We start from the raw sequence: 22,304 nt of genomic DNA, 5'->3' as shown, positions 1-22,304 counted from the left end.
ACTATATGTAGATTATACCTTATTTATATAGTGGATTGCCATTTCAATTCTTTTATGTCTCTCATAAGTATTATAGTAAAGGATATAAGCCCAGTTTTCATGAAGAGATAATGAAAAGATTATTAAAAATTTCTCATATATTAGTGAGAATAAAGGTGTCTACATAAAACTTTTTTAGTCTCCGAAAAAGTTCATGAAGGGCAATTTCGAATTTCATGTGAGCTTAATAGTACAAAAGATATATTGATATAAAAAAACAGGAGCAAATCTGCTCCTGTTTTTTAAGGTTTCACATCTAAATTTTGTAAAAATAATGTTGCTGTCACATATCGTTTCGCTAGCATTTGTACATAAGCGGTATGTACAGAAAGTGTGGCGATAATAATAGCGTTACGAATTGCTTCGCGTTGTTCGTTATTAATTTGATCGAACTTACTTGCTATTTTATCAGCTTTTTCTTTTACGATATTTTCGATCGTATGAACTGTATCTGTAGCATTTAGTTGTAAGCAATTCCCTTGATTCAGTTCTTCAAATAAAGAAGAATAAGCTACATATAAATGAAGAGGATTAATTAAATCATCACTTCGATCGGCCGGGTCATTTACGATGAGTCGTAATAGTTTGCGAATAGATTCAAAATCAAGCGCTGTTTTTAAATCTTCGACAATGAATAGTAATGCTGCTTGTTCGATTGAGTATTTTTTCCCTTTTTGAGGTGAGCCAATCATTTCTTTTATATCTCGTTTCACCCAGTTTTGCATAGCAGTTACAGAGAAACTCGTGTTTTCAATCTGATTGCCAAGCGCAACTATTTCATTTAAAGAAAAACCGACATCCGTATCGTCAATCTTAATCAATTTTTCAAAAATAGGTGAAAGTGCGGTTGTAATAAAAGCAGTAACGCTTTGTCCGCTTTCAATATCTTTTTTATGTGACTTTGCCCAAGCTTCTTGTAAAATGCCGAGAGGCTTCTTCGTATTCCATCCTCTTAGTGATAGAAGGAGCGTTGCCATTTCGTTTCGTGTGAGATGAAATGTTTCCATCTTTTCACCTCCAAAATTATAAAAAGTTCTTATGAACTTATAATATGTTTTGTTTCATTTAAAGTCAATTCCGTTTTGCTTAATTTTTCCTATGTCATGAAATTGTCGTAAGTAAATAATGCTTGCATATTTCGACAAAAGTTCATATAATAAGTTCATAAGAACCTTTAAAATGGTTTTAAAACAAATCTATCATTCTGAATTTACTAGAAAGATAGATTTCACATATATCTATATAAAAGGAGAATGGATATAATATGTTGAAAAAACTTGTAGCAGTAATGACAGCATTCATGGTTATCTTTGGGGCTAGTAGCTTTATGTTCGTAGATCATGCGGCAGCGAAAAGTTACAAATCTGGTAAAAAATCATATACACCAAGTTCAGGTCAAAAGTCAAAAGTTGATTTAAACAAAAAAGATTCTAATGTGAATTCACAAAAAACGACAACTGATTCAAAAACAAAAGCAACAAACACAGCGCCAAAAAGTAATAAAGGTGGCTTTATGAAAGGCCTATTACTAGGTGGTCTTGGTGGTTTACTAATGGGTAGCTTATTTGCAAATATGGGAGCACTTGGTTCTGTATTAGCGTTTATGGTAAATATGTTAGTAATGGCTGGTATCGTAATGTTAGCAGTTCGTGCATTTAAATACTTCAAAGATCAACGTAAGAAAAAGGCAGATGAAGTAGCATGGAAACAATAAAAATTTCTGAACAAGAACTTATAAATGCACTTTGCGTATATATCGCTGAAAAACGACAAGTTGGTCCAGAAGAAGTTTCAGTTGAACTAATGTATGATGATGACTACGGTTTCTCTGCAGAAGTAGAGGTAAATGGTCGCCAGCAAATTTTAATTCAAGCAAACTTAATCGAAGCACTACGCTTGTTGCTTGATCGAGAATACAACGTCAATTCATTTGCAGCAAGATTGCAACTTGAATTAGATGATGAAGAAGGCATCTACGCATTAGCGAAATTTAATAACTCGGACGAGTAGTGAAAAGAGCTGTTGAGAGTAATCTCAGCAGCTCTTTTTAGTATGTGCATATGTAGAAGAATAATCACGCCAAAGTTCATTCATCTTCCGTCTACCAACATCAATCATTGGATTAAATTGAATCGCTGCTTTTTGACGAACAGAGTGAACGTTTTGAATTGCTTGTTGTAATTGTTGGTCGACTACGTCAAGTTTCTCACTTGCATGTTTAGCGACAGATAGACCTGCAACTGTCCCTTGCACCATCGCGATTTTTCCGCTTTCAATGCCAGTAATATTTCCAGCTACAAATAAACCTGGAAGAGGGGTTTCCATTTCTTCTGAATGAAGTGGAACATGTCCGCCTAATTCTGGAATGTAATGGAAAGGGCATCCTGCTACAGCGGCAAGCTCAGCAAGCGGATATAAACCTCCGGCTATACAAACGAAGTCTGCCTCATAGATCTTTTCTGATCCGTTAATAATATTCCCTTTAGAGTCAATGTTAGCAACACGTACACCCTCTACTTGATCTGTACCGATAATTTCAAGTGCAGCTTTACGAAGATGAAGCGGCGTCCCGTTTATTTTCATGCCGCTATTTGGATAAAATGTTAATCCAGCTTTTCGAATCCAATCATATTTCATAAAACGGCTACCTATACGTAGGAAGGGAGATGGGGCGAGGTGAGCCGCATTTAAGAGCGATTTTAAAACTTCTTCTGGTTCACCGGCCTTTTGGCTTAACTCGCTTTTTTCAGGGATTACAATATGATCCACTGTGATGCCAGCTAATTGCAATTCGTTTAAAATGGCGAATGACAAAATATTAGCACCGATAATGATTCCTTTTTTACCAACTTGAACGCGGTGAACATTTGTCATAACTTGAGCTGCGCCAATTGACATAACCCCTGGAAGTGTCCAACCGGGTAGGGGAATAGAATACTCCGCAGCCCCAGTAGCAATTAGTACGAACGGTGCTTCTAACGTACCGATATTTGTATGCACGAACCAACAACTCTCATCTTTATCTAAATTATAGACGGAAACACCGCACCGAATATCGACTGAAAGAGATTTTGCTTCTTCGTGAAGACGTTTTGATTCTTCTATTCCGTTCCACCATTCCCCAGTAGGCTCTTGATGCAACTGTCCTAACAATCTCCCGCCCGGCTTCATAAATTCATCAATAACAAGTACGTTAAGTCCAAAACGTGCACAAGAGATGGAAGCTGATAATCCTGCTGGTCCTGCACCAATAATAATTACATCGATCATCGCTTTTTCACCATCTCTCTCACGATATTTGGATGCTGTTTTCCGCTGTCAACAACCATATCGTTTTCAACTACAGTTAAGCAAGCTCGTACATTCGTTTGATTGTTTACAGTCACGCGGCATTCAGAACAATGCCCGATATTACAATAAATACCTCGCGGAGTTCCGCTATCTTCATGTACTCTTAACGTTCTTATTCCGTTTGCAAGTAGAGCGGCCGCTATCGTTTCATGTCCATATGCTTCATATTGTTGACCATTAAATTGAAAATTGATACGCTGACTACTATTTAAACTACCTAAAATAGGGTGATGTGTAATTCTACTCATTGATTGTCACCTACCGCTCCAAAAGTAACTGCACGCACTGGCGGTTGATATTTTAATGGAATTTCATTTTGGGATATGTTAGGATTCGCATTTTCTACCATTCGTTCTATCGTCATTCTACATGTTCTACCGCCGCAAAAACCCATACCAGCACGTGTTCTTAGTTTTAGCTCACGAGCTGAGCAATTATATTCAGCAATTGTCGATTGAAGTTGTCCGTATGTAACTTCTTCACAACGACAAACAATTAAGTTCTCTTTATTCGTCATATGTATTCCTCCTCTAGTTCGGTTTACATAAATTATTATGCAAAAACTATGCCAATATAGAGGAGGAGAGGGGTTATTGTAACCCTAGTCTTTTTAAACGGTTATATAAAGTGGCCCTCGTTACCCCAAGTTGTTTCGCACATTCTAATTTATTACCATCTAAAATGCGTAAAGCTCTTTCAATTACCTTTTTCTCGTGCTCATCCATTTCTTCTTGTAAAGAAAGAATCGTATTATTATTGCTGATTAATAAGGAATGAGCCGTATGATTGTCTAAAGTATCATTTGTATGAAACGGTAAATATTCTTGTTTTATAATGCCGTCTGTCGCAAATACGACGAGTCTTTCAACTACGTTGCGGAGCTCGCGAATATTACCAGGCCAATTGTAATGAAGCAGTTCATGCATAATATTTGAAGGTAAGTCTCGAATAGGCCTGTTATAGTTTATTGAAAAATCGTTTAAAAAGGAGTACGTCAATTCGATAATATCCTCTCGTCTTTCGCGCAGCGGTGGAATAAGCAAGCTAACTACATTTAAGCGATAGTATAAATCTTCTCGGAAAGTTCCTTTTCTCATTTCTTCTTGTAAATCACGGTTTGTAGCAGCGATAATGCGGAAATCGATATGTATTTCTTTTTCTCCACCAACTCGGTAATACTTTCGTTCTTGCAGTACACGTAAAAGCTTCACTTGCATATCGAGCGGCATTTCACCTATTTCATCGAGGAACAAAGTACCGCCTTGTGCGAGCTCTATTTTACCTTTCTTACCTTTACTATTTGCACCAGAAAACGCCCCGCGCTCGTAACCAAATAATTCACTTTCAAATAACGCTTCTGGGATTGCGCCGCAGTTAATTGAAATGAAAGGGGCATTTGCTGTCTCACTTGCTTCATGAATTGCTTTCGCAAACACTTCTTTTCCAACTCCGCTTTCTCCGAGTATTAAAACCGTGGATTTCACTGAACAAACCTTTCTAGCTAATTGAATCGTTCTTTGTATAACAGGGCTTTTTCCATTCATCGCAAGGAAAGGATCGGATGTATCTTTATATTTTGCTACTTCTTGTTCTAAACGGTGCATTTCATGCGACATATTAAATAGTTTTTCATTTAATACGACTTGATTTGTAACATCCGTTTCTGAAACGACTGCTCCAATAATTTTATCGTTGCAATAAACTGGGTTTGAATTAATTAATACGAACAAATCTGGACGTGGCTGATGGAACTGAGCAATTATGCTTTTTCCGTCATGTAATGATTGCAGAATTTCTAAATCTTTATAATCAAAAAAACGGGTGATGGGTTGTCCGATAATTTCATTATGGTTCACTGAAAAAATCTTTTCAGCGCCATCTGTCCAAGTACGAACGCATTCTTTATCGTCGATGACTGTAACAGAAGAATCAGACGTTTGAATAACAGTGTTATAAAAAGCTAGTAGTTCATTGTAATACTTATAAAGAAAAGGAATCATTTGCTGAGCAGTTATACAGCATAAAGGCTCTTGATTTTCTTTAATGATGACAACGGCTAGTTCATGAGAAAATGCGTCGATTAAAGTAGTGAAAGAGTCAACTTCATAAATAACTGCGCAACTACATTCTTCAGTAGATGAAGGAAGGTAATAAAAATTTTCACCTTCCTGTTTCATGTGCTGAATGGTGCTTGTACGATCAATTGATAAAATTTTTATAAACTCTTTTATTGTTGGAAATGAAAATGTCATAGTGTCCTCCTGGTATGTATAAAAATTTAGACAGTGATAAAGAAATAATACACCTATTTACGATAAATTTAAAATATTTTTACAAATAAAAATTATTTCATATAAATAGTTCTGTATGTAGAGTTGGCACACCAATTGCATGAATAAAAAGTGAGAGATTTAGGAGAAAGGAGGAGTGCTATATATGAGGCACTGTGACGTTTTAATAATAGGTGGTGGAATTATAGGATGTTCTATCGCTTATTACACTTTAAAATACGGAAGAGGCGTAACGATCATTGAAAAAGGAGAATTTGTAAGTGGAACGTCTTCACGGTGTGACGGGAACATTTTGGCGATTGATAAAGACCCAGGGTTTGATAGTCAAATGTCGTTAGTAAGTCAAAATTTAGTAACTGAATTAAGTGAAGAATTGGAGCACTCATTTGAATATAGAGCGCCAGGAAGCATTCTCGTTTGTGAATCAGATGAAGAGATGGAGGCAGCGCAGCAATGGGTAAATCGTCAAAAAGAAGCTGGATTACCGTTTCGAATGCTTGATAGGCAAGATATAAAAGAAGAATCACCATTTTTTGCAGATGATTTATTGGGTGGTTTAGAATGTGCAACGGATTCAACTGTAAATCCATATCTTCTTGCTTTTTCACTTCTTGCAGAATCGAAGAAATTTGGTGCAAAAGCTTTTAATCATACAGAAGTAAAAGAAATGAAAAGAGATATAGATGGTTCCTTTATTGTAGAAACAACAAATGGGACGTTTACTGCGAAGCAAGTGGTGAACGCAGCCGGTGTGTGGGCTCCTAAAATCGGACAGATGTTAGATGTGAATATCCCAATTGAACCGAGAAAGGGACATATTATTGTAGCTTCAAGGCAACAACACGTAGGTTGCCGTAAAGTAATGGAATTTGGTTATTTAATTTCTAAATTTGGCGGAAAACGAAAAGTGGATGCTTTAACTGAAAAATACGGGGTGGCACTTGTATTTGAACCGACAGAAAGCCAAAATTTTTTAATTGGTAGTAGTAGAGAGTTTGTAGGCTTTCATACGAGGATTAACAATGAGGTTATTAAATGTATTGCGAATAGAGCAATTCGTTTTTATCCGAAAATGGCAGATATGATGGTGATTCGTTCATATGCTGGTTTACGCCCGTGGACAGAAGATCATTTGCCAATCATTTCAGGAGTGGAACATATTCCGAACTACTTTATAGCAGCAGGACATGAAGGTGATGGAATTAGTCTTGCAGCAGTAACCGGGAAAGTAATTGAAGAGTTATTAAATGACAAAGAAACAATCATTCCTATTGAACAACTTCGTTTGAGTCGTTTTACAGAAAGGGTGTTAAACGGATGAGGTCACAAAGAGTCTTTACGACGATTGATACACATACGGGCGGGAATCCAACGAGGACATTAATTAGCGGACTTCCTAAGTTAATTGGGGAGACGATGGCAGAGAAGATGTTACATATGAAAAAGGAGTATGACTGGATTCGTAAATTGTTAATGAATGAGCCACGTGGTCATGATGTAATGTCAGGAGCACTATTAACAGATCCGTGTCATCCTGAAGCTGATATAGGTGTTATATACATAGAGACAGGTGGATATTTGCCGATGTGTGGCCACGATACAATCGGTGTATGTACAGCTTTAGTTGAATCAGGTTTAATTCCAGTAATTGAACCGGTTACTTCTTTAAAGCTAGATACACCAGCTGGCTTAGTTGAAGTAGATATTTCTGTTCAAGATGGGAAAGCGAAAGAAGTCTCCTTCTGTAACATACCAGCTTTTTTACTGAAAAATATTTCTGTACACGTCGAAGAAATTGGAACTGTAGAGGCTGATATTGCGTATGGAGGGAATTTTTATGCCATTATCGATGCGAAGTCAGTAGGTTTAGAGTTAGTACCAGAAAACGCATCTACAATCATTGATAAGGCTATTCATATTAGAAATACAATTAATGAGAAGTTTGAAATCATTCATCCAGAGTATTCGTTTATAAGAGGATTAACACATGTTGAATTTTATACAGATCCTACTCATGAAAGTGCGCATGTGAAAAATACAGTTGTTGTTCCGCCAGGAGGAATTGATCGATCTCCATGCGGCACAGGAACATCAGCGAAGTTAGCTGTATTATATGCTCATAAAAAAATTGATATCGATGAAGAATTTGTTCATGAGAGTATTGTAGGTTCTTTATTTAAAGGGTGTGTTATGAATACAACATATGTAGAAAATATTGAAGCTGTAGTAACGAAAATTACGGGATCAGCTTGGCTTATGGGTATGCATAGATTTTTTTACAATGAAAAGGATCCACTTAAAGAAGGCTTTTTGCTAATTCCGCCGATGGAACATGAAACGGAGGATGTAAAATGAACATTCAAAAAATGTATACAGCAGTAGACGTACACGTAAATGGCGAGGCATTTCGTGTAATGAAAGACGTACCATGTAAATACTACTACAGTTTGGAGCAATTAAACGAACAATTTTCAGGTGAATTAGCAGAAGAAATGAAGCTTTTATTAAATGAACCACGTGGTTTTATCGGTTTAAATGGATGTATTGTCGTTCCTTCTATTCATAATGAAGTGGATGCAGCTGTATTGTTTTTTAATCATGAAGGATCCATTCCTCTTCATTACGGAGGCATTGTCGCAGTAATAACGATGTTACTAGAAAGCGGGTATTTAAAAAAGAGAGAGTCTAATCAATACAAAATCGAAACGCTATCTGGCATATTTTCAGTGAATGCATATGTAGAGAATGATGAAGTTGTATCTGTTTCGTTTGAAAGCAAACTATGTTATATGATTGAGAAAAATTTAAAGGTTGGTAATATAAGTTACTCTCTCATACAGGCAGATAAAGTATATGCAGTTGTAGAAAAGGATACGTATTCGCCAGAAATCAGTATTGAAAACATCTCTAAATTAAAAAAATGGGGTGAAGCTACACTTCAAGCTATACAAAAACAGTCATTAATAAAAAGACTTATTTTAGTAGATTCTATGCAAAAAGAAAAGAACCATATAAAGTCGATTACATTTCATGAAGATAACTTTATAGTACGTTCACCAGGTTTTGTTTCTACTATTGTGTCTTATGTTCATACATTATTTAAAAATGATTATATAGCGGATAAACCTTTTAGAAATGAAAGTATTTTTAATAGCTTTATAACAGTAGAAAAAGTGAAGAAAGAAGAACTCGGATACATTTTTCGATTTGAAAGTAGAGGGTTTATTACAGGTATGCAAACATTTATATTAGATCCTACTGATCCGTTTCCAACAGGTTTCTTATTAAAATAATATGTTAAAGGGAGAGATAAAGATGCAAAAACTTAAAGGGGCATTTCCAGTATTAATAACACCGATGGATGAATTTCAAGAGATTGATTGGAAAGGCGTAAAACAAAACGTAAACTACTTTATTGAGCAAAAGGTAGCTGGAATTATTATTAATGGAAGTACAGGGGAATTTGTTAGTTTATCAAAAGAAGAACGATTTAACATGGTAGAAACAGTATTAAAAGAAGTTGATGGCCGTATTCCTGTCATTGTTGGAACTGCTGCAGAGACGACGAAAGAAACGATTGAATATACGAAACATGCAGAAGCGCACGGAGCGGATTGCGCATTAATTATAAACTCTTACTATTGTAAACCGAAGGAAGAGGAGATTTATTTTCATTTTAAAGAAATCTCAAACGCTGTAAATATACCAATTATGCTATACAATAACCCATTTACTTCTGGTGTTGATATGAGCACAGAGTTAATGCTCCGTATTGGAAAAGAGTGTAAAAATGTTACACATATTAAAGAATCTAGCGGAGATATTCGAAAAGCGAGAGATTTAGTAAGACAAGGTGAAGGTGCTTTCCAAGTCTTCTGCGGATCTGAAGATTTAGTTATGGAATCTTATTTAGTTGGTGCATCGGGATGGGTTTCAGTAGCCGGAAATATCGTTCCAGGACTCGTTACGAAAATGTATGAGCATTTTCAAAATGGTGAATTAGAAAAAGCGTGGGAAATGAACGATGCTATTTTACCTCTTTGTGAGTTTCTTGAAGGATCAGGAAAGTATGTGCAAATCGTTAAACGTTCAATGGAATTACATGGGCAAGTCGGAGGACCTTCACGTTATCCGAGATTAGGATTAACTGAAGAAGAAGATCAAAAGCTTCAAGCTATTTTACTAGAAATTGCAGCTCATGCAGCTGTTTAAATAAGGAGGAGAGTATATATGTTAACGACAAACATTGAGCTGAAACCAAAAGTGAAAGCGTTTTTAAATGAAGAAATTAAAATGTTTATTAATGGTGAATTTGTTTCTTCAATAAGTGGAAAGACGTTTGAAACATACAATCCAGCAACAGAAGATGTTCTAGCAGTCGTATGTGAAGCGCAAGAAGAAGATGTTGATGTCGCAGTAAAAGCGGCAAGATTTGCTTTTGAATCAGGCCCGTGGGCAGAGATGACTACTGCTGAAAGAGCACACCTTATTTATAAATTAGCAAATTTAATTGAAGAGCATAGAGAAGAATTAGCACAGCTGGAAGCTTTAGATAATGGAAAACCATATCAAGTAGCACTTGATGATGATATTTCAGCGACTGTAGAAAATTACCGCTATTACGCGGGATGGGCTACAAAAATTATTGGTCAAACCATTCCAATTTCAAAAGACTATTTAAATTACACACGCCATGAACCGGTTGGCGTTGTAGGTCAAATTATCCCGTGGAATTTTCCGCTCGTTATGTCTTCTTGGAAAATGGGAGCCGCTCTTGCGACGGGTTGTACAATCGTATTAAAACCAGCAGAGCAAACGCCTTTATCTTTACTATATACAGCGAAGCTTTTTAAAGAAGCTGGTTTTCCAAACGGTGTTGTAAACTTTGTACCAGGTTTCGGCCCTGAAGCAGGATCGGCAATTGTAAACCATCATGATATTGATAAAGTAGCTTTCACAGGTTCAACAGTTACAGGGAAATATATTATGCGTCAATCTGCAGAAACAATTAAACATGTAACGTTAGAACTTGGTGGTAAGTCACCAAACATCATTTTAGAAGACGCTGACTTAGAAGAAGCGATTAACGGTGCGTTCCAAGGCATTATGTATAATCATGGTCAAAATTGTAGCGCAGGATCTCGAGTTTTCGTTCATCGGAAACATTATGAAATAGTAGTAAATGAACTTGTGAAAATGGCAAATAACGTGAAGCTAGGGGCAGGTATGGAGGCGGAAACTGAAATGGGACCGCTCGTATCTAAAAAACAACAAGAGCGTGTGCTAAATTACATTGAACAAGGAAAATCTGAAGGTGCTACTGTTGCAGCTGGTGGTAAACGTGCATTTGAAAAAGGTTATTTTGTACAGCCAACAGTATTCACAAATGTTACAGACGATATGACAATCGTTAAGGAAGAAATTTTCGGACCAGTTGTCGTTGTACTCCCGTTCGATTCGACAGAAGAAGTAATTGAAAGAGCAAATCGCTCGTCTTACGGGCTTGCTGCGGGCGTATGGACACAAAATATTAAAACCGGACATCAAGTTGCCAATAAATTAAAGGCAGGAACAGTGTGGATTAATGATTATAACTTAGAAAATGCAGCTGCACCATTTGGTGGATATAAGCAATCTGGTATCGGACGTGAATTAGGTTCATACGCCCTTGATAACTATACAGAAGTGAAAAGTGTTTGGGTAAATATAAAGTAATAGAGAGTCTAACTGTTAATAAATAGAGGGATGAAATAATGAGAGATGCGGACAACTGGAAGGTTTAATAATAGTTGTCCGTTTTCTTATATATAAAATTGCTTTTTCAAAAGAATTATAAGGGGGATTTGGATGGAGCAGTTAGTAGAATGGTTAGTAGGGCAAGTTTGGAGTATTGGCTTAGTTGTTTTCGCATTAGGAGCAGGAGTGTATTTCACAATTGCAACTCGTTTTTTACAAATTCGCTATTTTAAGGAGATGATTAAACTATTATTTGAAGGGAAGAGCTCGGAGACTGGGATATCATCCTTTCAAGCATTTTGTTTGGCGTTATCAGGTAGGGTTGGAATTGGTAATATCGCAGGAGTAGCGACAGCTATCGCTTTCGGCGGACCTGGAGCTGTATTTTGGATGTGGGTGATGGCATTATTAGGAGCAGCTAGTGCATTTGTTGAATCAACATTAGCACAAGTATATAAAAGTAAAGTAGGCAATGAATACCGTGGTGGTACGCCATATTTCATTGAGAAAGGCTTGAAAATGAAATGGTTTGCGGTCATTGTAGCGGTCGTTGTAACACTATCATATGGCGTTTTATTACCAGGTATTCAATCGAGTAGTATCGCAGTTGGATTTGAAAATTCTAATGGTATTAGCAAATATATAACTGGTATATTGTTAGTCGTATTATTAGCAGCTATCATTTTTGGTGGCGTAAAGAGAATTGCGGGCGTTTCTCAAATGCTAGTTCCATTTATGGCAATTGGTTATGTAATTGTTACATGTATCGTATTAATTGCGAATGTAACGGAAATTCCAAGTATGTTTGCTTTAATTTTCTCAAGTGCTTTTGGTGTAAATGAAATGTTTGGCGGCATCGTCGGCGCAGCTATTGCATGGGGTGTAAAGCGTGCTGTATTTTCAAATGTTGCTGGTGTTGGAGAAGCAACGTATAGCTCTGCCGCTGCTGAAGTATCTCATCCTGCAAAACAAGGGCTAGTTCAAGCGTTTTCTGTATATATTGATACAATTGTAGTATGTACAGCGACAGCTCTTATGATATTAATAACAGGTATGTATAATGTAATACCTGAAGGGAAAAGCGCTATTGTAAAGAATATGGGAAATGTAGATGCAGGTCCAATCTATACACAACAAGCAGTTGAAACTGTTATGACAGGATTTGGTCCATTATTTATTTCAATCGCAATCTTCTTTTTTGCATTTACAACTTTACTCGCGTACTACTATATCGCTGAAACGACACTCACTTATTTAGATCGTGACCTCAAATATAGCTGGTTAAAACCAGTTTTGAAAATTGGGTTTTTAATTATGGTTTACATCGGTAGCGTAGAATCAGCTTCGCTATTATGGAACCTTGGAGATTTAGGAATCGGTAGTATGGCATGGTTAAACTTAATCGCGATTCTATTATTAAGTAAAACGGCATTAAAAGTGTTAAAAGACTATGAAACGCAGAAAAAAGAAGGGAAAGATCCAGTGTTTGATCCTAAAAATGTGGGAATTGAAGGTTTAACATTTTGGGAAGAAAGAAGTAAAGAGGTTGAAAGGAAAAATTCTAAAGAAAAAGTGTCAGTAGATAATGGGCTGAAACTGTAGATGTGCAAATTTAAAAGTAAAATAAACTGAAAATTCATTCTATTTTTTAAAGTAAATATTTGTATATGTCCTTTATTTTATCTCATACTAAAGTAAGTGTGAATAAAATGAATGGAGGATATACGATGGAAAATCAACAATATGGCTCTATAAATGATGTATTACTTGATTATAAAGAAGGTATAGGGAATTTTACGCAACAAATCCCTGAAATTGCAGAAACATATAACGCTTTTACACAAGCATGTTTTCAGGAGGGTACATTAACTAAAAGAGAAAAGCAGCTCATTGCATTAGGGATTAGTTTAGCAACACAAGACGAATATTGTACGATTTATCATACGAAGGGCTGTATTGACCAAGGATGTTCTGATAAAGAAATTTTAGAAGCTTGTGGTGTTTCAGCCGCGTTTGCTGGGGGAGCTGCAATGAGTCAGGCAGTAACCTTAGTACAAGAATGTCTGGTGGAATTGAAACATCAAAATCATTAAACAAGAAAAAGCCCTCCTTAAAATATTCTTTTAAGGGGGACTTTCTAGTTTAGTCTAATTTTTTTGAAAGAGTTTCAATTGTTTCATATAGTCGATAGCTTTTGTTTTATTACTCTGTTTAGAAACATAGTGTGCCTCGTTTAAATTTCTATAAAAACTATTAAATATTTCTTCAGAAAGTATGCCGTCAGAGATAGCTTTTTTTACTGCACAGTGTGGTTCATTTGTATGCGAACAATTAGAAAATTTACATTTCCGAGATATACCCGCAATATCTTCATATCCAAAATCAAAGTTACCTTTATGTTCTATCAAGTCAAATCCCATTTTAATATTCTATATTTTTATAAATCGATGTCTCTATATTAGGGAGAAGTGTGTATATGCTCTTACCAATTAAAGATTCTAATTCTTTCTTAATTGCATAGAATCCCTTCCAATGTAAAGAAGTATGAGAGGTTGTGCCATGACGTAAACCAACTGAAACCAATCTTTTTTCAAGAGTATTAAAACCTTCCGCATCAGCAAGTGCGTCACAAAGGGTAATCACCTTATTGTATAAGTCGTAGTCACTGTTTTCATTCAATATTTCAATTAATCGGCTTTCCATATAATCAGGAACAATGCTCCACTCTGCCGCGATATCTAAATGCTCATTTTTGCAAGGAAATGAATGCGTCACACATATAATGGCGTTTCCTGTATACCCTAAATCATTCATATACATATAACCATCATAGGAATGAATAACAGATTTAGTAAAACCTTTATATCTTCCTATGTCATGCAGGAGGGCAGCGTTGTATGCTATATCAGCATTTAGGTCGTACCCATTATTAATAAGTTCAACAACTATCTTTTCAGTTGCAAGGGCAACATTACGTGAATGATCGAACCACGGACCTGGGTTTTGTTCATATGCCCACTGGAGTAATTCTCTTGCATATTTCCTATCTAATATATATTTCATATAGGTATCCTTTCTTTAAAAAATCATATATTTAATAATTTCATCTTAGTATTTCATTATTCCTGCTTTAAAAATTGTTACAATGAAACAAAAGGGGGAAAAGGAATGCGAAGTATAGTAATAGAAGAAATTAAACGACTTGATGAAGACCTTGAAGAGCTTTCTGAACTGTTGAAAACTGTAGTAAATGATGAGGCGTCAATTGGTTTTTTACCTCCACTGGAACAAAAAGAAGCAACAAATTATTGGCAAACTGTATTAGCACCAGAAGTGATATTGTATGTTGCTAAAATAAACAATGAAGTGGCAGGGAGTATTCAATTACATTTAGTTACAAAGCCTAATGGGATACATAGAGCTGAAATTTGCAAGTTAATGACTCATCCGAATTATAGACGAAATGGTATTGGGCGTTTACTTATGCAAAAAGCAGAAGAACGGGCAAAGCGAGAAAACAGATCTCTTTTAGTATTAGATACTAGAGAAGGAGATTCTTCCAATAGATTGTACAAGTCATTAGGCTTTCAAGAATCCGGTAAAATACCGGGGTATGCAATTTCTCCGAATGGTGAGTTAGATGCAACGGTTATTTATTATAAAATGATTTAGTATTTTTATTTAAAAAGAAGGATATTTTCAAACCACAAAGTTGTTATTAGGTCTGAGTATTGATTTATAAAAAGATTGATAAACCCCTGTATAATAGGGGTTTTCTTTTCATTCATTAACTTTATATTGAATGTTCAATTTGAGGGCCAATTTGTATAAGGTTTTAATAGGTTTATAAGAGGTATTATTTAAATAGGAATTTTGAAGTCTTTTGGTGAATATTAAATGTTAATCTAAAAGATGGAGGTTGCTGTGATGTTGAAACTGTTTCAATATAACTGGCAAGTTCGTGATGATTGGTTTACATTGTGCGAAGACATGTCGGCTGAAGAACTGGTAAAGAAACGGGTCGGTGGGTTCGGCAGTATACTACATACCCTATTTCACATTGTAGATGTGGAATATATGTGGATCTTAGGTTTGCGAGGTGAACCAGTGCCTGAGGAGCCATTGTTTGAAGATTATGCTAGCTTGCAAAAAGTGAAAAATCTTTCGGATCAATACCACGAGAAAGTGAAGCCATTTGTGACCTCTTGGACAAATGAAATGGATTCTCGGAAACTTTCAGAAACTGATTTCAATGAAGAACCGATTAGCTCTAGAGACGCCCCAATCAGGCGCCGAGTCATTGAATGTACACACGGAGAGATAATACGTCATGTCATTGTCCATGAAATCCACCATATCGGCCAGTTATCTATATGGGCACGTGAGATAGGAAAGGAGCCAGTTTCCGCAAATCTGAGAGGGAGAGGGCTATTTGATAACTAGACTACCTTTGCCAATTTCGTAATTTATTTATAAACGAATGGTTTAATTGAGTATATTTAAAGCGTGTTTAGATCAATCTTTTTCAAAACACACTTTTTCTTTGTATTATTTTATCTAGGTTTATAGAGTTAATGTAATCAAACTTTTTTCGAAGCTACACTGTGATATATAATTGTAAGTAATTATTAACTACTTTAACGCCGTTTGTATTTTCAGACGGTGTTATAAGTATTTAACAGTAAAACGACAAAATAAATAATAGATTTGATAACTGGTAATTAAAATGCGTGAAGAATTGATATTTTTGTAGCTAGAAGAATTTGAGAAAGTTTTTAGAGGGTTCTTTTAGTAATACTCTTCCACTTATAATGGATGTAGAGAAGATGACTAGGCAACTATAGTTATTTTCATTTCATTTTTGGGAAGGGGATGAAAGAATGAAAAAGACAAGTTTACAAAAGGTGAAGAAGGTTATATTAAGTGGCGGGATATTACTTACGGGGTTATTAACATTTGGATTTTCAGAAAAGGCTTCAGCTCATGGGTATGTAGAATCACCAGCGAGCCGATCTTATTTATGTAAGCAAGGGGTAAATGTAAATTGCGGTCCAGTTCAATATGAACCACAAAGTGTAGAAGGAATAGGGGGTTTTCCGCAATTAGGACCTTCTGATGGACAAATCGCAGGAGCTGGCCATTTTCCTGCTTTAGACGTTCAAGCAGTTGATAGGTGGAAGAAAGTTACGTTAAACGGCGGGATGAATACATTCAAGTGGAAACTAACCGCTCCACATAGTACGAAAGAATGGAAATACTACATTACAAAGAAGGATTGGAATCCAAATATGCCTTTAACAAGGTCTAGTTTAGATTTAGTGCCGTTCTATGTAAAAAATGATGGCGGAGTTAGACCGGGGACAACAGTAACGCATGAAGCAAATGTACCAACTGACCGTAATGGCTACCATCTTATTTTAGCTGTTTGGGAGATTGCGGACACTGGAAATGCGTTTTATCAAGTTATTGATGTGAACCTTGTGAATAATGGTTTAAATTCCAATTTTGCTTTTAACAATGTAGTGCAAGTTCCTAAACTATTTTAAATTAAATATACATTTTGATCATCTAATTCATTTTAGATGATTTTTTTTATGAAAAATATAGAAGAAACTGCAATTATTTATAAAAAAATGTGTCTAAAATATTGTCATATTTGCTTCTTTAAGATATCCTTTTCATGAAGAGGTGGAAAACATGGAAAAAGTACTAGTTTTCGGGCATAAAAACCCAGATACAGATGCAATTTGTTCTGCGATTGCTTATGCAGAATTGAAAAAAGAATTAGGAATGAATGCTGAGCCTGTACGTTTAGGCGAAATCAGTGGTGAAACTCAATTTGCGTTAGACTCTTTTAAAGTAGAAGGACCGCGTTTTGTTGAGACAGTAGCAAACGAAGTGGACAACGTTATTTTAGTTGACCATAACGAGCGTCAACAAAGTGCTAACGATATCGAATCTGTTCGTGTGTTAGAAGTTATTGACCATCACCGTATTGCTAACTTTGAAACAAGCGATCCTATTTACTACCGTTGTGAGCCAGTTGGATGTACAGCTACAATCTTAAACAAAATGTACAAAGAAAATGGCGTTACAATTCGTAAAGAAGTTGCTGGTTTAATGTTATCTGCAATCATTTCAGATTCTTTACTATTCAAATCTCCAACTTGCACAGAACAAGACGTAGCAGCAGCTCGTGAATTAGCGGAAATCGCTGGTGTAGATGCAGATAGCTACGGCTTAGAAATGTTAAAAGCTGGTGCTGATTTAAGCGGAAAAACAATGGAGCAATTAATCTCTCTTGACGCTAAAGAATTCCAAATGGGTAACGCGAAAGTTGAAATCGCACAAGTAAACGCTGTTGATACAAACGACGTTCTTGTACACCAAGCAGAACTTGAAAAAGTTATCACTACAGTAGTAGAAGAAAAAGGTTTGGACCTATTCTTATTCGTTGTAACTGATATCTTAACTAACGATTCTGTTGGTCTTGCGATTGGTAAAGCAACAAACGTTGTTGAGAAAGCTTACAACGTAACATTACAAAACAACACAGCTACTTTAAAAGGTGTTGTATCTCGTAAAAAACAAATCGTTCCTGTATTAACAGAAACATTCCAAGCTTAATATTATTGAGTATGGATAAAAGAAAGGACAAGTAGTCATATTGGCTACTTGTCCTTTTTATTATAAAATTACAGAAGAGCCTATTGGATGGAAATAAAAAAGGATAGCAATAGCTATCCTTCTTATCATTTATTCATAAGATCGTTTCTTATTTATATAAAATGTGATAATAGCTGCAATAATGAAAATAGGTATTGCGTACGCTTGCCCAACAAAGAATTTCCAACCTACAGTATTATAGCCCTCAGATGCTGGAATGATAATCGCGATGATACAAACAATAATATAAGCTAATAATGCTGGGAGTATATTTTTCATAGTTGTTCACCTCCTTTTTATACTATATTTATATATTGTGCTATTGAATAGAGATTGGGAGATTAAGTGTACTTGATTTTACGAAATCTTTACAAATTCACTAAAGGATGAGGAGTCTGCATGCTGTATGAAAGTGACTTTAGTACGGTGTGTTTATGTAATAATACATATGCTTAATAGACTGTTCTGAAATAAATTAAACCAAATATAGGATATAATGTAATTTTATCTTTCGAGATAAGTATATAGTATTCTGTAAAAAAATGTACTGAAAAATTGATATTTCATAAGAAATATAGAATCGAGGTAAGAAATAACGATGAAAAGGTTATGCATAATTCCATGCGGAAAGAAGAAAATTTGGGATAAGTACTCAGATTACAGAGAGGCAGAGGCAAAAGATGTATATATTAGTCCATTCGGAAAAGCATGCCAGGCGTATGCAACTGAGTTTTTCGAGAATTGGGTTATATTATCAGCAAAGCATGGATTTTTAAGACCAAATGATATTGTAAAGGGAAATTATGATCTTGCATTTGATTCAAATAGTAATGAGATTATTAGCATAGATCAATTAAAACAACAGATGATTGATAAAGATTTACTTCAGTTTGATGAAATAGTATTACTTGCAGGGAAGAAGCATAAAAAAGTTGTGACGAAGCTATATCCAGAAGAAATCATTACATATCCATTAGAAGGGTGTAAAGGAATTGGGTATATGTTGCAGAGGTTGAATGGGGCAGTGGAAGCGCAGAAGGAAGTATAGGGATAAATTAGTAATATAGATTCAAATTATACCAAATTAATACATTTAAAATAGACTAGTAAACAAGCCTTTTTACGTTTTTAAACATAGAATATGATGAACGCTATTGAGGGGAGAGTCATATTCATGTGTAATAATTGTGGTTGTAGACGCAGAGATTGTAATAGATTTTGGGATGATTTAATGTTTGGAAGATGTAGACGCAGAGATTGTGATGATTGTGGTTGTAGACGTAAACGTGACTGTGATTGTGATGATTGCCGTCGCAATCGTAAACGTGACGACGATGATGATAAATGTCGTAAGTGGTAATATTTTAAAAAGAGTACTTCGAAGTAAGTACTCTTTTTGTGTATAAACCTTTTAAATTCCATCTTGAACAGATTTTTTTTCAATTTCCCATGAATCCTGTTTTATAATCTTTAAAGCTACATTAGTACCATTAGATTCCTTATAAAAGATATATCCGTGGTTTGATTTAACGTAAGTTAAAGGCTCGCCAATGCAATCTTTAGAACAAGATGTGTTGATAAGTTCAATTAAGGATAGTTCGCTAGGATCGGTTTTACTAGCATCTATAAGTGTATCAAGGTTTGTTTTACGAAAACCTTGTAAGTTTACATCGAAATTCTTTTCTATTTCTCCAGTAACGCTAGTATTCATTACTTCAACTGAATTTTTCTTTTCTAGAAGAAAACCATTTCCATAAAGGAATTTTGTATAACCAAGCCAGGCGATTAAAAATAGTATAAAAAACATACCAGTTGTTTTAAGTTTTCGAAGCCGTTTACTTACGATTGATTCTGAATATTTCATTCAGCCTAATCCTCCAATGTTTTTATTTTAAAGTATGCTTGGGTATATATATTTAGAAGGAGATGAAAGTTAGAGAGTTACTGATTCAAAAAAAGAAAGCATCTGAAGTTAGGTGCTTTCTTTTTGAATACTGTCCGCTATCTGTTAGTTACTTGTTTCATAAGCGGTCTTATTTCTTTAACAGGTGGTTTTTTATCATAGGCATCAACGTAAGAAAAGTAATAATTTAAGTTTCTAAGAAGTCCCTTTCCTATTTTTGTGCTTAAGAAGGGGAATACTTGTCCAGTATAATCATCGAGAGATTTACAATAGTATTTTTCATCTAAGTATATGCTGTATTTACATGTTAGTTCTACTAATGAGTTACCTTCATCATCAAATACTTCTTTAGAATCAATAATGTCTATTAATGCGAATTTTTCATTCAGATAAACTTTCTTCTTTTTCTCGTGCTTATTTGTGAGAATAAATACGAGACCAATTGCGTTAATCAAACTATTTCCTCCTATAAAAAACGGATATTAATAAAATATATCGATATACGTTAAATGTAAAGAGGAGTAGTGAAATATCATTGATAGAAAACTAAATAAGCCGATTTGTTTTTTCAAATCGGCTTATTTTTATTGAAATACTTGCGGAAATTGTTTTACGATTGCGTCTGTTATCATGTCGGCCATTTCTAATGCTTCTTTTTCAATTTTATCGTATAGTTTTACACTGGCATCATAATCTTTATTTAGGAAGGCAAGTGCTTCCGCTTTCGTTAACGCTAAATGCTCATAAAACATTTTTCTAAATTCTTCTTTTTCTATATGTGGATTGATACTAGTTAGAAACTCAACAATTTCGTCTCCATTAGCGTACCATTTCTTTTCTATAGCGGCCGCTTCGTTTTGATCACCAGCTTTTGCGGCTTTAACAAGATCAGCAGCGATTGTTAAGTGGTCTTTAATTAATGCACTATATTTTTTTACTGCATTTTCTCCGTAGAATGGTTCAAGTGATAGCCCCATGTGTGTTGCATTTTGTAGAAGACGTCCAACGGTAACGTTTACATCGGGCAAGTTAAAGATGATGCCTATAATGGCTAATCGTGTCCAAGCAACGTGTTGTTCCCATAAAGAACGCATATATCCTTTTAGAAAGTTTTCGTTTTTACTAACTCGGTAATTTCGTACAAATGAATCGAAGTTTCCATTAGTGATATGATAAGGGGAGTAATACGATTGCCAATAAGTATACATAAATAGTTACACTCCTTTGAACATGTATATCTCACAATATGATAAACGTTATTTTTAAGTTACGTGTCCAAGAGATTTTTTGAGAGTTGGAAAAGGAGAAAGTTGAAGGGGAATAAAAAACACACTTATGATATATATGAATAAAAAGAATTTTAAAATAATAGAGGTCCTGCAAGGGAAATTGCAGGACCTCAAAAGGGTATTGCCGAGATGTCGGACTCGACTAAGTAATATTAACATAAAATTCTTTCAAAAAAACCTGGTAAATGTGTCCAAATGAGAAGGGTGCTTTTTAATAAAGTTAAAGGGATCTGCTTCCCGCGGCAGATCCCTTTAACTAGATAATGTTGATGAGCAAAAACTCATCTAGAGTACTTTTATAGTAACAAATGAAATTCACTTTGTGTATTGAGAAAAAATGAATTGCTTGTATGAATGTAGCGGATTTATATTTTGCTTTTTGGAATTATAATCATTTGTGGAGAGCGGAATAGGGTTCTAAAATGGAGAAAAGACTTTTCAGCCAGGCTACGATACATTGCAATATGTAAGTATAAAAAAAGACCTGCTAATTTAAGCAGGTCAACATAAGGGGTTTATCTAACAGATTATTATATATGGTAACAACTGTATTGTAGTAAGTCTATAAGTTATATGTTGAGAAAATTTGTTTGAATGATATATATTTGGCACATGTATTAACGTTTAAAAAGTTGAGAAAGGAAATTCATAAGCTTGCTATAAGAAAATAAGGGCTGATACTTATAAAATGATTCATATTTCCACGCATCATTATTAGAGAATTGGAGTTGTTTATTTGATGCTTTAGGTTTGTTGGAATTATTGTAACGACTCTTCATAATTTAACCTCCTCAAATTCATATGTATACGATTAGTAGTATTCTAGGAAGGTAAATTAAATGAATATTTATTTTGAAATTCTTTCTTCTTGTGTACTAGATTTGTTTTTTATATGCTGTAAAATGTAGAAAGCAACTAAAACACTGATACTAATTAATATCCAAAATGAAGAGAAACTTAGAATAATGAAAAAGCATAGCGTGAATCAGTTTGATACGTGATTATATATAACTCTTTCATTCAGCACTT

At 35.0% G+C, this 22,304-nt stretch carries 26 protein-coding genes; 15 read left to right on the top strand and 11 right to left on the bottom strand.

Annotation, left to right across the window (positions count from 1 at the left end; all coding sequences use genetic code 11):
• Positions 1-281 precede the first annotated feature (281 nt).
• Entirely contained in the window at positions 282-1,046 is a 765-nt protein-coding gene (locus tag NSQ69_RS13920) for a DUF1836 domain-containing protein (protein WP_002085036.1), read from the bottom strand.
• A gap of 257 nt (positions 1,047-1,303) precedes the next feature.
• Here NSQ69_RS13920 and NSQ69_RS13915 point away from each other — a divergent pair, with 257 nt between their 5' ends.
• Both NSQ69_RS13915 and NSQ69_RS13910 read left to right on the top strand, forming a co-directional pair.
• Positions 1,304-1,753 carry a hypothetical protein gene (locus tag NSQ69_RS13915; RefSeq protein ID WP_002032604.1) on the top strand — a complete coding sequence of 150 codons (450 nt, stop codon included), beginning with the start codon at positions 1,304-1,306 and terminating at the stop codon, positions 1,751-1,753.
• Complete coding sequence (locus NSQ69_RS13910) at positions 1,741-2,049, top strand: YxcD family protein (RefSeq protein WP_002127770.1); 309 nt, start codon at positions 1,741-1,743, stop codon at positions 2,047-2,049. The genes NSQ69_RS13915 and NSQ69_RS13910 overlap by 13 nt, the downstream gene beginning before the upstream one ends.
• Before the next feature lie 24 nt (positions 2,050-2,073).
• On the opposite strand, the gene NSQ69_RS13905 is transcribed toward NSQ69_RS13910, so the two are convergent.
• The 4 genes from NSQ69_RS13905 to NSQ69_RS13890 form a co-directional block, all read right to left on the bottom strand.
• On the bottom strand, positions 2,074-3,309 hold the full coding sequence (locus NSQ69_RS13905; protein WP_002127769.1) for an NAD(P)/FAD-dependent oxidoreductase: 1,236 nt from the start codon (positions 3,307-3,309) through the stop codon (positions 2,074-2,076).
• Positions 3,306-3,638, bottom strand: a complete 333-nt coding sequence (locus NSQ69_RS13900; RefSeq protein WP_002127768.1) for a (2Fe-2S)-binding protein — start codon at positions 3,636-3,638, stop codon at positions 3,306-3,308. Before NSQ69_RS13900 ends, NSQ69_RS13905 begins: the two co-directional genes overlap by 4 nt.
• Positions 3,635-3,907: a (2Fe-2S)-binding protein gene (locus NSQ69_RS13895; protein ID WP_002012972.1), complete on the bottom strand. Its 273-nt coding sequence runs from the start codon at positions 3,905-3,907 to the stop codon at positions 3,635-3,637. The genes NSQ69_RS13900 and NSQ69_RS13895 overlap by 4 nt, the downstream gene beginning before the upstream one ends.
• A gap of 73 nt (positions 3,908-3,980) precedes the next feature.
• On the bottom strand, positions 3,981-5,642 hold the full coding sequence (locus NSQ69_RS13890; protein ID WP_002127767.1) for a sigma-54 interaction domain-containing protein: 1,662 nt from the start codon (positions 5,640-5,642) through the stop codon (positions 3,981-3,983).
• 184 nt (positions 5,643-5,826) lie between these two features.
• On the opposite strand from NSQ69_RS13890, the gene NSQ69_RS13885 reads away from it, so the two are divergent.
• The 7 genes from NSQ69_RS13885 (at position 5,827) to NSQ69_RS13855 (ending at position 13,510) form a co-directional block, all read left to right on the top strand.
• Complete coding sequence (locus tag NSQ69_RS13885) at positions 5,827-7,002, top strand: NAD(P)/FAD-dependent oxidoreductase (RefSeq protein ID WP_341099409.1); 1,176 nt, start codon at positions 5,827-5,829, stop codon at positions 7,000-7,002.
• Complete coding sequence (locus NSQ69_RS13880) at positions 6,999-8,036, top strand: proline racemase family protein (protein WP_001257535.1); 1,038 nt, start codon at positions 6,999-7,001, stop codon at positions 8,034-8,036. The genes NSQ69_RS13885 and NSQ69_RS13880 overlap by 4 nt, the downstream gene beginning before the upstream one ends.
• Entirely contained in the window at positions 8,033-8,974 is a 942-nt protein-coding gene (locus NSQ69_RS13875; protein ID WP_002127764.1) for a proline racemase family protein, read from the top strand. The genes NSQ69_RS13880 and NSQ69_RS13875 overlap by 4 nt, the downstream gene beginning before the upstream one ends.
• Positions 8,975-8,996: 22 nt before the next feature.
• Positions 8,997-9,893 (top strand): 4-hydroxy-tetrahydrodipicolinate synthase, encoded by an 897-nt coding sequence (gene dapA / locus NSQ69_RS13870; RefSeq protein WP_341099406.1) that lies wholly within the window; start codon positions 8,997-8,999, stop codon positions 9,891-9,893.
• Between the two features lie 18 nt (positions 9,894-9,911).
• The gene (locus NSQ69_RS13865; protein ID WP_341099402.1) at positions 9,912-11,396 is read left to right on the top strand and encodes an aldehyde dehydrogenase family protein; all 1,485 of its coding nucleotides are present in this window, start codon (positions 9,912-9,914) and stop codon (positions 11,394-11,396) included.
• Positions 11,397-11,528: 132 nt separating this feature from the next.
• Positions 11,529-13,019 carry an alanine/glycine:cation symporter family protein gene (locus NSQ69_RS13860; RefSeq protein ID WP_002185654.1) on the top strand — a complete coding sequence of 497 codons (1,491 nt, stop codon included), beginning with the start codon at positions 11,529-11,531 and terminating at the stop codon, positions 13,017-13,019.
• Between the two features lie 125 nt (positions 13,020-13,144).
• Positions 13,145-13,510 (top strand): carboxymuconolactone decarboxylase family protein, encoded by a 366-nt coding sequence (locus NSQ69_RS13855; RefSeq protein WP_002168216.1) that lies wholly within the window; start codon positions 13,145-13,147, stop codon positions 13,508-13,510.
• 54 nt (positions 13,511-13,564) lie between these two features.
• On the opposite strand, the gene NSQ69_RS13850 is transcribed toward NSQ69_RS13855, so the two are convergent.
• Positions 13,565-13,837: a hypothetical protein gene (locus NSQ69_RS13850; protein WP_033713265.1), complete on the bottom strand. Its 273-nt coding sequence runs from the start codon at positions 13,835-13,837 to the stop codon at positions 13,565-13,567.
• Position 13,838: 1 nt separating this feature from the next.
• Positions 13,839-14,480, bottom strand: a complete 642-nt coding sequence (locus tag NSQ69_RS13845; protein ID WP_262449380.1) for an HD domain-containing protein — start codon at positions 14,478-14,480, stop codon at positions 13,839-13,841.
• A 105-nt stretch (positions 14,481-14,585) separates the two neighbouring features.
• Between NSQ69_RS13845 and NSQ69_RS13840 the strand changes: the two genes are divergently transcribed.
• From NSQ69_RS13840 to ppaC, 4 genes are all read left to right on the top strand, one after another.
• Positions 14,586-15,089, top strand: coding sequence for a GNAT family N-acetyltransferase (locus tag NSQ69_RS13840; protein WP_078206998.1), 504 nt, complete (start codon positions 14,586-14,588; stop codon positions 15,087-15,089).
• A 255-nt stretch (positions 15,090-15,344) separates the two neighbouring features.
• Positions 15,345-15,860: a DinB family protein gene (locus NSQ69_RS13835; protein ID WP_002168219.1), complete on the top strand. Its 516-nt coding sequence runs from the start codon at positions 15,345-15,347 to the stop codon at positions 15,858-15,860.
• 437 nt (positions 15,861-16,297) lie between these two features.
• The gene (locus NSQ69_RS13830) at positions 16,298-16,963 is read left to right on the top strand and encodes a lytic polysaccharide monooxygenase (RefSeq protein WP_002127752.1); all 666 of its coding nucleotides are present in this window, start codon (positions 16,298-16,300) and stop codon (positions 16,961-16,963) included.
• A 151-nt stretch (positions 16,964-17,114) separates the two neighbouring features.
• Entirely contained in the window at positions 17,115-18,044 is a 930-nt protein-coding gene (gene ppaC / locus NSQ69_RS13825; RefSeq protein WP_002032629.1) for a manganese-dependent inorganic pyrophosphatase, read from the top strand.
• A gap of 129 nt (positions 18,045-18,173) precedes the next feature.
• On the opposite strand, the gene NSQ69_RS13820 is transcribed toward ppaC, so the two are convergent.
• On the bottom strand, positions 18,174-18,362 hold the full coding sequence (locus NSQ69_RS13820) for a DUF4017 family protein (protein ID WP_002012993.1): 189 nt from the start codon (positions 18,360-18,362) through the stop codon (positions 18,174-18,176).
• A 319-nt stretch (positions 18,363-18,681) separates the two neighbouring features.
• Here NSQ69_RS13820 and NSQ69_RS13815 point away from each other — a divergent pair, with 319 nt between their 5' ends.
• A complete protein-coding gene (locus NSQ69_RS13815; RefSeq protein ID WP_002127751.1) occupies positions 18,682-19,131 on the top strand; it encodes a DUF6884 domain-containing protein in 450 nt (149 codons plus the stop codon).
• 126 nt (positions 19,132-19,257) lie between these two features.
• Positions 19,258-19,443, top strand: coding sequence for a hypothetical protein (locus tag NSQ69_RS13810; RefSeq protein WP_002085081.1), 186 nt, complete (start codon positions 19,258-19,260; stop codon positions 19,441-19,443).
• Positions 19,444-19,494: 51 nt separating this feature from the next.
• Here NSQ69_RS13810 and NSQ69_RS13805 read toward each other — a convergent pair whose 3' ends face one another.
• The 3 genes from NSQ69_RS13805 to NSQ69_RS13795 form a co-directional block, all read right to left on the bottom strand.
• Positions 19,495-19,947: a hypothetical protein gene (locus NSQ69_RS13805; RefSeq protein WP_002012998.1), complete on the bottom strand. Its 453-nt coding sequence runs from the start codon at positions 19,945-19,947 to the stop codon at positions 19,495-19,497.
• A 137-nt stretch (positions 19,948-20,084) separates the two neighbouring features.
• Positions 20,085-20,441 (bottom strand): hypothetical protein, encoded by a 357-nt coding sequence (locus NSQ69_RS13800; RefSeq protein WP_002012999.1) that lies wholly within the window; start codon positions 20,439-20,441, stop codon positions 20,085-20,087.
• Positions 20,442-20,570: 129 nt separating this feature from the next.
• Positions 20,571-21,194 (bottom strand): hypothetical protein, encoded by a 624-nt coding sequence (locus NSQ69_RS13795; RefSeq protein WP_002127750.1) that lies wholly within the window; start codon positions 21,192-21,194, stop codon positions 20,571-20,573.
• Positions 21,195-22,304 lie beyond the last annotated feature (1,110 nt).

The sequence above is a fragment of the Bacillus sp. FSL R10-2201 genome (genome assembly GCF_038008665.1).
In the GTDB taxonomy this organism is placed as follows: Bacteria; Bacillota; Bacilli; order Bacillales; family Bacillaceae_G; genus Bacillus_A; species Bacillus_A mycoides.
This window is presented reverse-complemented; position numbering and strand designations above follow the sequence as displayed.

Excerpts from the sequence above, each read along its gene's own strand:
- NSQ69_RS13920 (WP_002085036.1), bottom strand. The coding sequence starts at position 1,046 with ATGGAAACATTTCATCTCACACGAAACGAAATGGCAACGCTCCTTCTA.
- NSQ69_RS13915 (WP_002032604.1), top strand. The coding sequence starts at position 1,304 with ATGTTGAAAAAACTTGTAGCAGTAATGACAGCATTCATGGTTATCTTT.
- NSQ69_RS13910 (WP_002127770.1), top strand. The coding sequence starts at position 1,741 with ATGGAAACAATAAAAATTTCTGAACAAGAACTTATAAATGCACTTTGC.
- NSQ69_RS13905 (WP_002127769.1), bottom strand. The coding sequence starts at position 3,309 with ATGATCGATGTAATTATTATTGGTGCAGGACCAGCAGGATTATCAGCT.
- NSQ69_RS13900 (WP_002127768.1), bottom strand. The coding sequence starts at position 3,638 with ATGAGTAGAATTACACATCACCCTATTTTAGGTAGTTTAAATAGTAGT.
- NSQ69_RS13895 (WP_002012972.1), bottom strand. The coding sequence starts at position 3,907 with ATGACGAATAAAGAGAACTTAATTGTTTGTCGTTGTGAAGAAGTTACA.
- NSQ69_RS13890 (WP_002127767.1), bottom strand. The coding sequence starts at position 5,642 with ATGACATTTTCATTTCCAACAATAAAAGAGTTTATAAAAATTTTATCA.
- NSQ69_RS13885 (WP_341099409.1), top strand. The coding sequence starts at position 5,827 with ATGAGGCACTGTGACGTTTTAATAATAGGTGGTGGAATTATAGGATGT.
- NSQ69_RS13880 (WP_001257535.1), top strand. The coding sequence starts at position 6,999 with ATGAGGTCACAAAGAGTCTTTACGACGATTGATACACATACGGGCGGG.
- NSQ69_RS13875 (WP_002127764.1), top strand. The coding sequence starts at position 8,033 with ATGAACATTCAAAAAATGTATACAGCAGTAGACGTACACGTAAATGGC.
- dapA (WP_341099406.1), top strand. The coding sequence starts at position 8,997 with ATGCAAAAACTTAAAGGGGCATTTCCAGTATTAATAACACCGATGGAT.
- NSQ69_RS13865 (WP_341099402.1), top strand. The coding sequence starts at position 9,912 with ATGTTAACGACAAACATTGAGCTGAAACCAAAAGTGAAAGCGTTTTTA.
- NSQ69_RS13860 (WP_002185654.1), top strand. The coding sequence starts at position 11,529 with ATGGAGCAGTTAGTAGAATGGTTAGTAGGGCAAGTTTGGAGTATTGGC.
- NSQ69_RS13855 (WP_002168216.1), top strand. The coding sequence starts at position 13,145 with ATGGAAAATCAACAATATGGCTCTATAAATGATGTATTACTTGATTAT.
- NSQ69_RS13850 (WP_033713265.1), bottom strand. The coding sequence starts at position 13,837 with ATGGGATTTGACTTGATAGAACATAAAGGTAACTTTGATTTTGGATAT.
- NSQ69_RS13845 (WP_262449380.1), bottom strand. The coding sequence starts at position 14,480 with ATGAAATATATATTAGATAGGAAATATGCAAGAGAATTACTCCAGTGG.
- NSQ69_RS13840 (WP_078206998.1), top strand. The coding sequence starts at position 14,586 with ATGCGAAGTATAGTAATAGAAGAAATTAAACGACTTGATGAAGACCTT.
- NSQ69_RS13835 (WP_002168219.1), top strand. The coding sequence starts at position 15,345 with ATGTTGAAACTGTTTCAATATAACTGGCAAGTTCGTGATGATTGGTTT.
- NSQ69_RS13830 (WP_002127752.1), top strand. The coding sequence starts at position 16,298 with ATGAAAAAGACAAGTTTACAAAAGGTGAAGAAGGTTATATTAAGTGGC.
- ppaC (WP_002032629.1), top strand. The coding sequence starts at position 17,115 with ATGGAAAAAGTACTAGTTTTCGGGCATAAAAACCCAGATACAGATGCA.
- NSQ69_RS13820 (WP_002012993.1), bottom strand. The coding sequence starts at position 18,362 with ATGAAAAATATACTCCCAGCATTATTAGCTTATATTATTGTTTGTATC.
- NSQ69_RS13815 (WP_002127751.1), top strand. The coding sequence starts at position 18,682 with ATGAAAAGGTTATGCATAATTCCATGCGGAAAGAAGAAAATTTGGGAT.
- NSQ69_RS13810 (WP_002085081.1), top strand. The coding sequence starts at position 19,258 with ATGTGTAATAATTGTGGTTGTAGACGCAGAGATTGTAATAGATTTTGG.
- NSQ69_RS13805 (WP_002012998.1), bottom strand. The coding sequence starts at position 19,947 with ATGAAATATTCAGAATCAATCGTAAGTAAACGGCTTCGAAAACTTAAA.
- NSQ69_RS13795 (WP_002127750.1), bottom strand. The coding sequence starts at position 21,194 with ATGTATACTTATTGGCAATCGTATTACTCCCCTTATCATATCACTAAT.